21 protein-coding genes and 1 pseudogene are annotated in these 13,722 nt (G+C 41.9%); all 22 read right to left on the bottom strand.

Going from position 1 to position 13,722, the window contains the following annotated elements; all coding sequences use genetic code 11:
- Positions 1-74 precede the first annotated feature (74 nt).
- Positions 75-362, bottom strand: coding sequence for a ribosomal-processing cysteine protease Prp (locus PGW42_RS14690; protein ID WP_117835782.1), 288 nt, complete (start codon positions 360-362; stop codon positions 75-77).
- A 7-nt stretch (positions 363-369) separates the two neighbouring features.
- Positions 370-645 carry a hypothetical protein gene (locus tag PGW42_RS14685; protein ID WP_270203913.1) on the bottom strand — a complete coding sequence of 92 codons (276 nt, stop codon included), beginning with the start codon at positions 643-645 and terminating at the stop codon, positions 370-372.
- Positions 646-703: 58 nt separating this feature from the next.
- Positions 704-913: a hypothetical protein gene (locus PGW42_RS14680; RefSeq protein WP_270203914.1), complete on the bottom strand. Its 210-nt coding sequence runs from the start codon at positions 911-913 to the stop codon at positions 704-706.
- Positions 861-1,844, bottom strand: a pseudogene (locus PGW42_RS14675) (phage minor capsid protein). Before PGW42_RS14675 ends, PGW42_RS14680 begins: the two are co-directional and overlap by 53 nt.
- A 71-nt stretch (positions 1,845-1,915) precedes the next feature.
- Positions 1,916-2,623: an ORF6N domain-containing protein gene (locus PGW42_RS14670; RefSeq protein ID WP_270203915.1), complete on the bottom strand. Its 708-nt coding sequence runs from the start codon at positions 2,621-2,623 to the stop codon at positions 1,916-1,918.
- Positions 2,624-2,737: 114 nt separating this feature from the next.
- The gene (locus PGW42_RS14665; RefSeq protein ID WP_270203916.1) at positions 2,738-2,917 is read right to left on the bottom strand and encodes a RepB family protein; all 180 of its coding nucleotides are present in this window, start codon (positions 2,915-2,917) and stop codon (positions 2,738-2,740) included.
- A 65-nt stretch (positions 2,918-2,982) separates the two neighbouring features.
- On the bottom strand, positions 2,983-3,744 hold the full coding sequence (locus PGW42_RS14660) for a phage minor capsid protein (RefSeq protein ID WP_270203917.1): 762 nt from the start codon (positions 3,742-3,744) through the stop codon (positions 2,983-2,985).
- Positions 3,690-5,162 carry a phage portal protein gene (locus PGW42_RS14655; RefSeq protein WP_270203918.1) on the bottom strand — a complete coding sequence of 491 codons (1,473 nt, stop codon included), beginning with the start codon at positions 5,160-5,162 and terminating at the stop codon, positions 3,690-3,692. The genes PGW42_RS14660 and PGW42_RS14655 overlap by 55 nt, the downstream gene beginning before the upstream one ends.
- On the bottom strand, positions 5,149-6,555 hold the full coding sequence (locus PGW42_RS14650) for a PBSX family phage terminase large subunit (RefSeq protein WP_270203919.1): 1,407 nt from the start codon (positions 6,553-6,555) through the stop codon (positions 5,149-5,151). The genes PGW42_RS14655 and PGW42_RS14650 overlap by 14 nt, the downstream gene beginning before the upstream one ends.
- Positions 6,488-6,979, bottom strand: coding sequence for a hypothetical protein (locus tag PGW42_RS14645; protein ID WP_211133530.1), 492 nt, complete (start codon positions 6,977-6,979; stop codon positions 6,488-6,490). The genes PGW42_RS14650 and PGW42_RS14645 overlap by 68 nt, the downstream gene beginning before the upstream one ends.
- A gap of 73 nt (positions 6,980-7,052) precedes the next feature.
- Positions 7,053-7,511 (bottom strand): hypothetical protein, encoded by a 459-nt coding sequence (locus PGW42_RS14640; protein WP_270203920.1) that lies wholly within the window; start codon positions 7,509-7,511, stop codon positions 7,053-7,055.
- Entirely contained in the window at positions 7,511-8,020 is a 510-nt protein-coding gene (locus tag PGW42_RS14635; RefSeq protein WP_270203921.1) for a hypothetical protein, read from the bottom strand. Before PGW42_RS14635 ends, PGW42_RS14640 begins: the two co-directional genes overlap by 1 nt.
- 179 nt (positions 8,021-8,199) lie before the next feature.
- On the bottom strand, positions 8,200-8,682 hold the full coding sequence (locus tag PGW42_RS14630; RefSeq protein ID WP_243014507.1) for a hypothetical protein: 483 nt from the start codon (positions 8,680-8,682) through the stop codon (positions 8,200-8,202).
- A complete protein-coding gene (locus tag PGW42_RS14625; protein ID WP_195196638.1) occupies positions 8,660-8,860 on the bottom strand; it encodes a hypothetical protein in 201 nt (66 codons plus the stop codon). Before PGW42_RS14625 ends, PGW42_RS14630 begins: the two co-directional genes overlap by 23 nt.
- Positions 8,861-8,871: 11 nt before the next feature.
- Positions 8,872-9,096 (bottom strand): DUF551 domain-containing protein, encoded by a 225-nt coding sequence (locus tag PGW42_RS14620; protein WP_270203922.1) that lies wholly within the window; start codon positions 9,094-9,096, stop codon positions 8,872-8,874.
- The gene (locus PGW42_RS14615; protein WP_270203923.1) at positions 9,086-9,424 is read right to left on the bottom strand and encodes a hypothetical protein; all 339 of its coding nucleotides are present in this window, start codon (positions 9,422-9,424) and stop codon (positions 9,086-9,088) included. Before PGW42_RS14615 ends, PGW42_RS14620 begins: the two co-directional genes overlap by 11 nt.
- A 69-nt stretch (positions 9,425-9,493) precedes the next feature.
- Positions 9,494-10,000, bottom strand: coding sequence for a hypothetical protein (locus PGW42_RS14610; protein WP_270203924.1), 507 nt, complete (start codon positions 9,998-10,000; stop codon positions 9,494-9,496).
- Positions 10,001-10,169: 169 nt separating this feature from the next.
- The gene (locus tag PGW42_RS14605) at positions 10,170-11,012 is read right to left on the bottom strand and encodes a DUF4373 domain-containing protein (protein WP_270203925.1); all 843 of its coding nucleotides are present in this window, start codon (positions 11,010-11,012) and stop codon (positions 10,170-10,172) included.
- Between the two features lie 3 nt (positions 11,013-11,015).
- Positions 11,016-11,351 (bottom strand): HNH endonuclease, encoded by a 336-nt coding sequence (locus PGW42_RS16290; protein WP_442872439.1) that lies wholly within the window; start codon positions 11,349-11,351, stop codon positions 11,016-11,018.
- Between the two features lie 8 nt (positions 11,352-11,359).
- Positions 11,360-11,794 carry a RusA family crossover junction endodeoxyribonuclease gene (locus PGW42_RS14600; RefSeq protein ID WP_270203926.1) on the bottom strand — a complete coding sequence of 145 codons (435 nt, stop codon included), beginning with the start codon at positions 11,792-11,794 and terminating at the stop codon, positions 11,360-11,362.
- A gap of 112 nt (positions 11,795-11,906) precedes the next feature.
- Positions 11,907-12,842, bottom strand: a complete 936-nt coding sequence (locus tag PGW42_RS14595; protein WP_270203927.1) for a recombinase RecT — start codon at positions 12,840-12,842, stop codon at positions 11,907-11,909.
- Between the two features lie 3 nt (positions 12,843-12,845).
- Complete coding sequence (locus tag PGW42_RS14590; RefSeq protein WP_270203928.1) at positions 12,846-13,706, bottom strand: DUF1351 domain-containing protein; 861 nt, start codon at positions 13,704-13,706, stop codon at positions 12,846-12,848.
- Positions 13,707-13,722: the final 16 nt, after the last annotated feature.

The raw sequence follows: 13,722 nt of genomic DNA, 5'->3' as shown, positions 1-13,722 counted from the left end.
GATTTTACCTACTTGCATTCTGCTTTTTTTAATTTTTAAATTAACTTAATGACATTGCCTCACTGGATGCTCATTTACTCAAATTGTATGCAATTGTATTCCTGGTCAATTACTGCAATCCCCAGGAACCATGAATCAATCAGAAGCTTCCCGCCGTCTGACAGATCTTCCCATTCGATCACAGTCATTCCGCTGGCTGTTTCTCCTCGGATTCTGTCACCTGTCAGATCTTTCAGGGAATTGATCAGATTACATGTTAGCGCTGATACTGCCGCACATACCCGGTCAATCCCATCCGGACTCTTCTGGCAGGCATGACCGTTCATACGGATGCTGCGATCTGTTATTTTGATTGTTATCATAAATTCTTTACTCCTTTGACTCTATGATGGTTACTGTTCCTTCAAAGACTCCAAAATTTGACTGCTGTTGGAATGTATGGGTTTCAGCAATATCCTCATTAGTCATTGGTCTTGTAAGGTACCATAAAGAATTATCTTTCCAGGTAATTTCTTCCAGTTTCTGATTTGGCTCAAGCTTTATCGTTGTCTTCCCACCATAACTTTTCGTGGCGGTCTGGCATCCAGTTAAACCTGCTATCAATATGCTGATAGCCGTTAATACTGCTACTGCTTTATTTTTCATTGCTGTTTCTCCTAAAAATGAGTACAAAAATACCACCGGTCATTTTGACTGGTGGCAACTATTCCATCTCTTTAAATTTAATTCCGTTTTTGCATTCCTCTTCATAACCAGAAAAAATTACATCCTCCGGTATTCCATCTGGAAATGCTTTACAAGTCATCTCTTCACTATTTTCATTGAAATTACTGCACAGCATACATTTTGGCAATGTCGTTCTAAATCCTCCGCCAATGAAGGATATATTTTCTGATAAGTTTTCTTGCTTCATCTGGTATATCTTCTCCATTTCTGTATTTAACAAAAGCTTCTGCCAGGCTTTCTCTTCCATCTCTCTTTTTGTCTGCATATTTTGAGATTCCCTTAATAAACTGACTCTTTATTTTAGCATTCAATTCCATATACTCTTCTGCCGTAATGCAATTTTGAAATGGCATTATATGCGCCATCTCATGTGCGATATAATCTTCAAAGTTCTTTCCTGCCATATAGCCTCTTTTATACATAATAGCCATTCGTTTTTCAATCCTATTATAGTCTATATTGTAGTTAAATACAAGTTCATGTTTTAGCATTCCATCATCATCTACATACCCACCAGTAACAAAAATATCACCTTTTTTAAGTTTCCCACCATTTATGGAGTCTAAGTAAATCACGTATTCCGAATTCATCTTCTTTATCGCTGCATTGATTTTCGCTTCAATTTCTTTGTTTAAACCTGCCTCCTTGGAAACTGTACCCGGAATAGAAATTCTCATCTTTTGATCATACTGGCTCGGTGCAATTTTCCCGCGCCCATCAATGTAAATCCTCTCTCTTTCTTCCTTAAGTCCCATCTTACGAGAAAATACCGCGTATTCATTAAGCTGTCCCTGATATTTGGCTTTTTGGAGCATAACTTCTTGCCGATCGGCACCGCCATCCTGAAGCATCTGTACCTTTTCTCGCTGCGCTCTCATTGCTGTTTCCATTTGGCGTTGTCTTTGCTTTGCCTCGTACAGAGTGTACGCTTTGCCCCGGAACTCTTTTGGCTTGCTTTCCTTCCGGTTCTGAGCTTCCAGCCATTCATCTGACCAGTTGCGCTGTGATATTCCTGGAAAGAACGGATAATACTCGTGTCAATGGTAGCAGTTCCAACCTCCTAATCCTTCACCGGTCCCATAACCTGTACTACTGACAAAGTCTGGATAATCTGCCATGCTCGCATCACCCCCTCCACAACAAAAGAGAGTCCTAAACAAGACTCCCTCTTTAAACAAATAAATTATTTTTACAACTGGCTCATTTTTACATTAAGGATTTTCAGAATCAGTTCTGCTGACCGTGTTGCCTGTTCGTTATAATCCTTTGATAATGGACTTTTAATCAAATCCCCATTCCGATAATGGATAAACGCATGTGACAATTCCCATGCCAGCTCGTAGCATGCCTTTTCTACGGTTACGCCAGTTCTGATACCGATATTTCCATTTTTCAGCACACTCTCAAAGGTTTTAAACGGATAGGAACTCACCCCGATACCATTATCCTCTGCTACTTGAAGCAACAGCTTAAATACTCTGATAGGATTGTCAATCTGCGGAAGCTTCTTATCTCCCTGTCTGCTTACAACCGGTACTGTCTCAACAGGAACAGGCTTCGGTTCTTCCTTTGCACGGAAGTAAAAGTCCACCAGATAATCATATACCTCCCATGCTTTGTCTGCGTTCAAGGATTTGGCATGGAGTAAAGCGCCTTTCTCTGTCCAAAGATACAATGTCTTGGCGTATTTGAAGGAGCTTTGAATTTCACATGTCCTTTTCAATCTCCTTAATTCTTCCCCAAACACCTCAATATAGTGTTTTCCAAGAACATATCTGTCTTTATTATAGTTAAAATTGTAAATTATCTTATCCTTAGACACTCCATACGCTTCAGCTATTTGCCGAGTCGTAAGAACTTTCATTCCTTTTACTTCTACTGTTTCTGGTAACTGCATTTTATTCTCCTCGCTTTCTCATTGCAAGGAATCCCAAAGCATGCTAAAATATTTCATGAAGGGATTCCTTCGATTTGATAGAGATTCAAGCTACTTTGGTCGGTGGGTGAATCTCTATTTTTCTTGATGTTTTTGTAAATACTCCTCAACTGCTCTTCTAATTAATTCAGTCTTAGTAAGATTGTTTCTTTCGCAATACTCAATTAACATTTCATGCCCTTCTTCATCAAATCTTACCTTTACATCTTTATTTAGAGGTTTATCAGTTTTTGGTCGTCCTGTACGTGGACTCATCTAATCACCTCACTTTTTGTGTTCCACAAATTCATTTTATTATTTGTGTTCCAAAAAGTCAAGTGTTATTTATTCCACTTGTAAACTTTTCCCTGCCACGCAGAATGTGAAGGTCTCGCCCCTGCATGCCAACTTACTTCCACATATTCACAACCGAGCTGTTCCATATGATATTCGGTTATCTTATGTGTAAGATTCGCCACACCAGTCATCACAGCTCTTCTAGCAGCCACTTCTACCCGGCTTGCGTATCCGGATCCGTACTCAATCTTCCGAAGTCCACTGTTTGTCAGCTGTGTGACCACTCGGCGCAATACGCTGCCATAGTCAAATGCTCCGGTCACAATGTCAAAGCAGGCATTGTCCAGATAATTTGTATAAACCTGCGACAACGGTGTCAGGACCTTTCTGCCGTTATAATCCAGATAAAAGCCAAGTGACCTCGTTACATTTTCCAGATCTTCCAGGCTCTTCTGAATGATTGCATCCGTGATCTGCTGCAGCTGCCTGTTCTCCTCATACGGAATAAACTCTGCATTGATCTGTTCGTAAACGTCCTTATTCCGGACGTATTCCCAGTCGATCACTTTATCATACAGCTCAAACATTTCCGGATAAGACGCATCCAGTGTTTTCTTGATCTCTCTTTCGATATCCTCGGAAGAATATCCCAGAATCCGAAGTCTATTGATCTGCCAGTCTGCTGTACTGGTGATCTCGCCGGTCTTTTTGATCCGCCGGGCAATGTCCTGCAGGATCCGTTCTTCCAGACCTATGTACCGCGCTGCAATCTTATCGGCAACTTGATCTTTGTATTCTTTTCGCATCCTACTCCATCACCTGATTCTGCTCTGGCAGATTCTTTTTTTGCCTGCTCCACTGTTTCACCGTACCATTTTGCACGGTACTCTTCATGCCGCATCACGCCCATGCTGACGTCCTGACGGTCCTGCTGACGCTCTGCGCCCTTATCCTCAATGATAGAATCATCAAAGTCAATCACAATATCTGTGTTCTGGTCCAGTGTATTCCCCGTCACGATACCGAGCCGGATAATGATTCTGACCAGCCGCTTTATGACATCTTCCAAGATTATCTCATGCTTCTTTAGCATACGGTACATATCTGAGTTCTCCGAAATAATCTCGGTTGCTGTCTTCGCTCCTGCTCCGTCAAACCGGTATCTTTCCGTACCGAATCCGCATTTCAGAGACAGATAATTCAGATCATCATTGATTGCCTTGCTGTGCTGTTCTACCCGGAGGCTCATGTCCACTTCCTTGATCAGACCGGTCTGGCTCTTATCGTAATCTTCCGGAAGCGAATAGAACACACCATCATCCGGATCAAAGGTTGGGGATCCGTCCTCATTCGTCAGCATTTCCGGAGCGACAAAGATTCTTTTTCTTCCCAGATCGAACTCATTGCAGTAGGAATCAAACTCCGTGTCCAGTTTTTTTAAGGTATCTATGGCGTTTGCAAAAATCGCAATTCCCATTGGATTACATTCGCCCGCATTGTTTGTGATATTTAGCCTGTCAATAACAAACTGTGGTTCTGTGAATCCTGTCTCTGTTCTGGCTACTAGATTTGCAAATGGTTTCAGCTGTTTCCATTCCTGTTCTGTCAGCTCACGACCTTCCACACTGCCTTTTGCGCATTCCAGGACGCTGTTTTCAATCACATACATTCCTTTTGATTCAATCCTGTGAAACTGAATCTGCACGTATTTCTTCTGACGAACTGTATGCACGAACGTAAAAATGCACTCCGTAACCTCCCCGTTATTCCAGCTGACCGAATAAATGTTCTTGGCATCCACATAGTTGATTCCAATCTCACCTGCAGATATCGTTCCATCTTCCCGCACAATCGCATTGTACAGATAAGGGATGTATGCCACGGTCCCGGAATACGCTTTCCGTTCCTGGTAGTCATTTCCCATGACCAGGAAGTGATTGTTATCCAGAACCTTCTGCACAAATTCCTGTGTCGTTTCATCTTCCAGTGTGATCATAACTCTCTCATTAAGGAGCAGATCTGCAATATCCTCTGACAGTTTCTTTGCCATTCCCATGCTCTTCCTACGGCATCGTTTACTTGTACCTCGTCCGGTATTCACCTTGTAGAACGTAAACTGCCGGACATTGGAATTGTACCAGCTGATCCACTCATCGATCTTCCGGTAGAACGAAGCATCTACCGTATCGATTCTTTTTTTCCTGAAATAATTAAAGATATTCATCCTCTTCTCTCACCTCCCTGCTGCTGATATCGCATATGTCTATTTCTTCCGGCGTTTCATCTTTAGGTAGCCAATGTTTGATCTTGCTCCAGGTGCCCATAACCACATAGCGTATGGCATCCATGCAGTGATCCGCTTCCTTCACCGGCACTTCTTTCCCCTTTTCAATGGATTTCTTATCATACTCGTATGTTCCAAACTCCTGCACCGCATATTCCTGCTTCGGGGAAATCGACATGATATCGAATACCAGTGCTTTCTGTACCCGGCTGATTCCAAGAGCCACATCATTTTCCGCATCCCGCAGAAACACCTGATAGTCCAGTCCGGTTCTAGTGGCTCTTCTAATCTCTTCTGCCAGACCTTTTGCAGACGGATCCAGAAAAATATAAAAGCTCCGGTTCTCATACTGTTCATGCAGCTCATCCATGAACTCAACCAGATCTTTTGCATATTCAGACGGGCTTTTCTGCCTTCCAGATTCCCGTCCACTGTGATAATATTCTCCAAGTCCCGGAAACTTCTTCCGGTAGGTGTCCAGGCCAAACGCTTCAAAGGTTGTCGCATTCTGCTGACCGTAGTCACCTCCAATGTAAATCCGGTCATATCTCCTGTCCGGATCCGGCTTTTGTCTGTGCCGATCAGAAAACATATAATAGATCAGCTCATCCACGCCAATCGCTTCGCCGAGCCATACCCACCGGTACATCTGCGGATCTGCTTTCTTCATCATCTCCGCAGATGCAATCAAATCAGGTCCTAACCAGTCCACAGGTACGTCCCGGTAATCTGTGTGAATGTGAATGCAGTCCTCACGCTTCTCCATTTTCTTGCACCACAAATTGATCGGAGCATTTGGGTTCTTTGGCGGGTTGTACAGATAGATCATCTGGAATCCACCCTTATTTCCACGGACGAACGTTGCTTCAATGTTGGTCAGCTCATCTTCGCCTTCGCCATCATCAAAAAACTCTGTCAGTTCATCCAGGACAACCAGCTTGATCGGTTTATCCTCGTCAATGATACCCTTTGTATCGTCAATACCGTCTGATCCGGCAAAGTACATTGTTGTCCCGTACTTCTTGTAAGTGATTTCCATCGGGGATTTCGTAATTCGGAACTTGTTTTTCGGTATTTGCAAACGGCTGATCCCCCGCAGCATTTCCTTGTATACCGTCTTTCTGAGCTTGTTATGGTGCTTACGCAGCACTACAACCGAACCATTGGCATCTGATACAAGCTGATAGTCTGACCGGATGGACGCATAACTAGATTTTGTTCCTGCTCTCCCAGAAGTCAGGATAATGTGCTTGATACTCCGGTTGTTAAATATCTGCAGATACTTCGGAATTATGATCTCCGATATCCGGACCTGTTTCTTCTGGTGCGTCATTGATAATCTCTACTCCTTCATCCTCATGCTCGCCATGACCTGAACTTCTGCGGATTTTCTCGGTATCCGCTGCCATTCGCTCTGTCCGGCGTTTCTGCTCTGCATCATCGGCAGCAGTCTGTGCATTCTGTCCGGCATACTGCGCCACAAAATACGCAGCCTTTGTATTTCCTGCCATTGCTTCCTTGATCTGCGCCATAAGCAAAGCCGATTCCAGAGTACACTCAACACCAAGTGACTCCAAAACCGGCTTCCATTCTTCATTATCTATTTCGGCAGTAAGCAGCAGGTTTAAGGTCTTCCGGAAGTCTGCCTTCCTGCGTCTTGCCTGACCACTTGCTTTTCCTGCCTTTTTTGCCAATTCCCGGCGCTCTTCCGGGGTTCTCTTCTCATTTGCATCTCTTATGTTTTCATATCCTGCCACTTCACCACCTTCAATTCTGGTTTATTTTGCGCATTAGAAAAGCACCCCGGAGGGTGCTATTATTTATAACAATTTACATATCTTTTTCAAATTCAACACTGAATGTAAAGGAATTAATAACTATGCTGTCATTAATTATTTCTGTCATTTCTTCATATGATGCCTCGTTAATATTTACACTTTTTTTGCAGTGCCTCATTTCTAACGTATACATTCCTTCCCATTTAAATTCAATTACATTCTCCTTTAAAACAATTAATTCTCTGTTTACACCACTACACTCATAAGTTTTTTCTAGAGATCCCAAGAAATTTATAGGTATTGAATCCTCTTCTTTATTGCTTTTGTAAATAACATCGAGCAAAAACGTTTCTTTTTTACATTCTTTTATATCTGCAACTAAAAATATCCACATACCAAATGTTGTAGTATCACCTTGATCAATTTCAATGTTATTAAATATTCCTTTAAGTGAATTTTCTCCTTCTATCTTTTCACACAGAATAATGTTGGCTTCGAATCTATTTTCCACTATTTCAACCATCCTTTACCATTTTTCATATTCGTTGCTTCCACATTTTTTAGCCCATATTGCATCTGTTCTACGGTTTCTTTTGGAATATCCTTTAATACCTTCTTCAATCCAGACATTTCTTCTCTTAACTCAACGATGTTCTTTATACTTTCCTTGTTTGCCATTTCAATGTCCTTAGCTGTCTTTTCTAATTTTCCAGAAGCTTCTTCCATTTTATCTCTCATTAAATCAGTTTTATTTTCCCCTGAAATACTCATAAAAATTGCAATTACAGATAAAATGATTGACGTAATTGTACTCGCAAATGATATCCATGAAGAAAATTCTTCGCTATTAGCTTGTCCTGTCGCTAAAGCCCATATTACAATACCTGCCGCTATACTGGCAATATAAATACTATGTATCTTCGCTTTCATGCATCTTAACTTAAGCTCATATTCATTTTGATCTTTACACGGACACTCTTTATTTGTTTCAAATTCTACAAATGGAATCTTTATTCTCACTTAAAGCTCCTCCTTAATTATATACTCACTTATAATACAATAATTGCATATATTTTTAATTAAAAAAGACACCTGTTTTGATATACACCAGGTGTCTCTTCATGGTTTTAAATATCAGAGGAGGAACCATCAAAAATGCCTTACCTTGTTACATTTCATCAATTCCAGTTTATACTCTATCACTTTTTATCGGGACATTGGGGGACATTTTCAAAATATCTTTGAATTTTTTTCTTAATATTCTCGTCCGTGTACCGGATCCGGCGTTTCGGGAACATTTTGTTCATCTGATCTGCAACCTTTGGATACGATAAATCATCCAGAAAATACAGTCGGAAGATAATCCGCAACTCACTCTTCTCAATGGATTCTATGTACTCTTCCACCTGGATTGTCATTTCCAGAAGTTCTTCCTCCAGCTCCTCAAGCCTTCTGTTCCGCTTTTTCAGCAGCTGTTCTTTTCTGGAAATCACACCAACCGGTCTGCCAGTGATCTTCACCGTGCCAAGTGGCTTCTTGCCCTTCTTACCACATGATACCGAATCCACAACAATTTGTCCATGCAGTTTATCCAATTCTTTCTGGATTTTTTCAATTCTCCGGCGCAGATCCTTAATCTCTTCTTTCATATCCGCGTACTCAATCAAAATGCCCTTGTCCACCGGTATCCACCTCCGCTGTAATGTCATACTTCCTTGCCAGATATTCCGCAACACTTACGCTCTGGTAAGCCGGTCTTTTGAATCTCTCCAACGCCTTTGCATCATGCCGGCTCTCCAACTCTTCATAATGCTGCTGTCTATCCCTCCGCTGCTCTTTTCTGCTTCGTTTCTCCTGCAAATTATCACCTTCTATCCTCTGAACACTTCCGGAAGCGGCATCCACGCCGCAACCTTATATGGCTCTCCCTGTTCATCGAACCAGACACCTGTCTGGGAATAATACAGCGTTGTTGCCTTATCAGCTCCCTCGATCGTGACCAGAAACTCCGCTGCATATGCACTTCTGACATATGATTCTATGAACTCCCGTTGATTTGGAAGTCGATCTGCTGTTGAAATCCAGTTATTGTTCATCTTCTTGTTCCCCTTTCAACGTCCCCAGCACATTCACACCAACTTCCCTCTCCAGCTCATCATTCATCAGCTGGAAATATTCCTCGTCCTTCTGTGTAAAATGCATCTGGTGTAAAACAAATTCCAAATATTTCAAAACTCCTTTTCTCTTGCAATGATAGTTCCGGTACAGGTAATCTACACTGATCAGCAGAAAACAGTTCATTGCCTCTGCTGTGTGTTTATCCAATTCCTTCTGGCGTTCCTTTTGGAACTCCGGACTATCCATGATCTCTTTTATCTGCTTTCGGAGCTTGTATTTCTTTAGCTGCTTATCTGCCCAACTCATTTTTTAACCTTTCTGCCTGTTTTTAGGTATAAAAATACCAACCATCGAATATTGATGGTTGGTAACTAACTAAGCAATAATAATGAGGCACATAAATATTACTATTGAATAAAGAATTATCCCGTTATTAAATACTCTTTTTATGAAAAATTTGTAAAAATTTTTTTCATAATGTTCCAATTCATTCAAACATATTTCCAAATCCTTACACACATCACTAACTTCCTCTTCGTTCCATTTTGTAATATTCATATACTCATTTTGTAAAATACCGTTTATGTTAACCAAAGTAGTTTTTAATTCGTATCTGAATCTCCAAGGCTGGAAATTTTCAAAATTTTCTTCCATTTCCTCGAAACTATCTATAACAAGCGCTTTGTATGCTATTTCCCCTCTAATCTCTTTAGTTTTATTTGCCACAGCTATCCTGTATAAGGGTAATGTCATATCTATAGCTTGTCTTAATTCATCTTTAAATTCTGTAAGTATATAAAACACAACAGATACAATAATACTTGAAAAAATCCCACCTGCAATTCCAATAGCAAGATTTTGCGTAATATCAGAAAAACTCATATGATTCTCCATTTCATTTTTGATATAAAAATTATACCATTCCAACCACCACTATTCAATTATCAATGTACTGTTTCGATTATTTTCAACTACTTCCCACGCTTAATAATCTTCCGTTTCTTCCTGCTTCCAGTTCTCAGGAACGTACTCCGTTTCCCATTCTTCTTTTTCATCGCTGCATCAACTTCCTTGTAAGATCTGTCATGTCCTCATACTCACGCTCTTCAAAGTTTTTAAACTTCCCCTGTTTCTCTGGCTGCTTCTTTACTTTCGGCTTTCTCTTCTGAACCGGATACAGGTTCTTCCATCCGCCAGCTGCAGCTTTATTCAGGATTGCTTTCTGTTCAGCCAGATCAGAGGACAATGATAATAAATCCTCTCTCAAAGCATTTACTTGCTCATCAGAGATCTCTCCCCAGTTCTGTGATCGGACAAGAAGATAGAATTGAAAAGCTGATTCAAGGGAAGAATCGCTGAAAGCGCCCTTATATACATTACTTTTCTTTACTTTACTTTCCTTTCTATAAAGCGAATCCTCATTTGTCCCTTGCACATCATCATTTGTCGGTTGCACATCCGAAAATAAGCTGACTTTAACTAGACCTTTGCATTCTTCGGGTTTCAAAAGCCAATACTCACCATATACTGTTTTACTCCGCCGCTCGGATAGTACCGCCCAAAAACGACGCTGGATACCTCTACTGGTCAAGATTCCCCACCTGTCAAATAACCCTTTATCAAAAAGATCCACTTGCAGGCAGTAATCCACAGTCTCTTTTACTGTACCGGAACTGATGCCGCCGCCCATCCGCCTTGCTGTCGTTGCACAGTCGTCATAGCCCCATTCATAAAAATATCCATTTACTTTATATGCCCTTTGACACAAAAAGAAGTAGATCCCGAATCCCTTCCATCCTTTTGCATCAAGAAGTTTGTCTATCTTCTTATCGCCATCGAATATGTCAACCGACCATCCGGAATAATCAATTCCTTGTTTTGGTCGTCCTGCCACTTTCTATGCTTCCTCCACTCTCTTTGCGGAATTGCACCTTCTGCATATCGGCATCAGATTCTCGTATGAATTGATTTCATTATAAGGAATCCCTTCAAGAGCTCCCTTGTAAACCGATATTTTATGATCAATCTGCAAATCTTCTGTCGAACCGCAAAGATAACACTTTCTGCCTTTATGTTTGAAAATATACCGTCTTACTGATTCTTTAGAAATAAAGTAATCTGATACATTTCTCAGTGTTTTGTATCGGATACGGAAATCCTTGGATTGTAATTTCCTCGCCGTATCAAAACAAATTCTGCATCTTGGAAATTTATCATCCCTCAACGCTACCACCTTCCTTTTTATCCGGCATACTCCTCAACTGTCACATCCAGCCCTTCTACTGCCGAATAACATTTCTTTGCCTGAACCAGTGCAATCTGCGTATCATCATGATAAGCAACCCCGTTCAGTGCATCCGCTACCACTTTTACAATATTGTCCATGTCCGGTTTCTTCAGTGGCAGCTCTCTTCCCTCCAGCATATCAAGCTTCCGCTTCTTCGATACGCTCTTTGGTGGAAGATACCTTGCTATGATCCGGAGCGTCACAGGCTTTTCTCTTTCCAGGAACGCTCCCTTTGCCATCTGCAGATACCGATCTTTGATGAAGTTCTCATACAGGACCGTGTTCTCCGGTGTGGTGGAACAGTGCTTCTTTGTCGATATATTATAATACGTCCGCGTCCTGGCTTTTCCCTGCGGCTTGCCCGGAACTGTAAACATTACCGATGTCATTCCCCTTTTTCCTTTCTGCCGGCACTTACACAACAGATGCTGCATAATGCCGGCTTGCTTTCTTGTTATCAGGTTACGTGTGATATATTATTTTTAAGGAGATGTCATAAATCTATCCAAAAAATGATGCCTCAATACCCTTCGGATCCGGCTGCTGTGTTCCTGCCGCTGCCGGCTGGTCTTCCTGGACCTCCTGTAACTCCTGATCGGATACCACTCCATCATCTTCCGCCTTCACTGCATCCACATATTCTGTCTTTCCGTCCTCATGGATCACTGCCATATCCTTATCAATGGCATTCTGAAGATCAATGCTCATCGTCCCCCATTTGCTGATCAGCTGGCGGAGCATTGTCTTATGTGCCATTGCATCAAAATCTTTAAACCAGAATGAAGAATATTTCCACATATCCTTTTCCGGTATCTTTCCTTCCTCAAGCAATTCTAACGATTTTGCTCCGCCGTTTTTGTAAAATGCAAAAGAATACTTTTCTGCATGTGCCAGCATTCTCTGTTTTGACCAATAAATACTGTGTCTATATCCGTTTACTTCCTCAAACATTGCATAATAGCCAATAGTCAGTGTATTCTCTCGGACATAATCATCTTCAATCAAATTGATTTCCAGTTCCTCTTCCAATGGATTATAGGAAATCAGTTCGCCTGCCTTAATGGAAAGGACATTGATCTTTTTATATACGTCGCTTCGCTTTGCCAGCTGAATATACCCTTTATATCCAAGCTGGAACTGCGCTTCCTTGCAGCCCTTCTTCTTATTATCGAACGGAACCATATAAAACTGTCCAAGCTGCGGGGACGGCGAAAGATTCAGCGCCTCTCCAAGTAATGCAGCGTTTACAATACTAGGGCTTGTACACTCCTGTAATGCCGGTGTGCTCTGCACCGCACTTACGATACTGGAAATAAATCTTGTCCCATTCTTTCCACCAACGACCTGATTGATCTGCTTCTTTACCGCATCGTTCTGCAGGTAAACTGATAACTTCATTGACTGATCCTGTCTTGCCAAACTGTTCTGTACTGCCATGTCTTATTCCACCTTTCCGAATCGAATCTGATTCTTTAACATATATTCACGGAGCGCCATGATCTGCTCCCTGGTTCCCCATACACGGAAATCCAACTGGAATACCGGCTCTTCCTCTTCCGGTACAGATTCGGATGCTGTTTTTTTCTCTTCTGCCAGTTCTTCCTTCTGTTCAGCTGCGGTCTGCTGCTTCGCTGCTTCTTCCGCTTCCCTCGCTTTCCGCTCTGCCTCCATGCGTTCCGCTTCCAGTTTTCTTTTCTGGATGTCGGCAAGCCTCTGTCCTTCCTGAATCGCCTGGTTCATATCCAGTGTCTTACGGTAAACTTCCATTGCTTCAAACTTAAATTCCGGAAGCTTGCTGATCGTTACCACATCCGTACCGATCTGATACATCCGGCTCTTCATCTGCTCTTCGATCTTTGGCAGCGTAACCGTTGCATTCAGCCACTTTTCATCCCAGATCATGTCCAGCTTCACAAAGCTCTGGAATCCGATGGACGCAAACAGTTCATCAATCTCTTCCCGTTTTGCAGCCTTGCGGCGTTCATCAATCTCTCTAATCTGGGAGTCAATCAGTCCGATCGGTTCATCGATCAGAGCTGTGATTTCCTTGACCTGCTGCTCAAACTTGGTGTACGGCTCCATGCAGATCTTCTTGACACGCTTCCGTTCGTCCTCGAAAGCTTTTTTCAGCTTGTTCAGATCTGCTCGATCCGCTTTCATGTCCTTGAGCGAATCCTCTGTGTAGACGATCGTCTTATAGTCCTTTACCTTCTCAGCAATCGCAGCCTTTAATTCCTCGTTGTTCCACAGGATCTGCTCTGTCAGCCAGCTTTCCTGCGGATTTGTAATCCGTAATTCCATACGCTCCTCCTTCTTT

The organism is Coprococcus sp. TM115-187 (assembly GCF_027679115.1).
In the GTDB taxonomy this organism is placed as follows: domain Bacteria; phylum Bacillota; class Clostridia; order Lachnospirales; family Lachnospiraceae; genus Allocoprococcus; species Allocoprococcus comes.
This window is presented reverse-complemented; position numbering and strand designations above follow the sequence as displayed.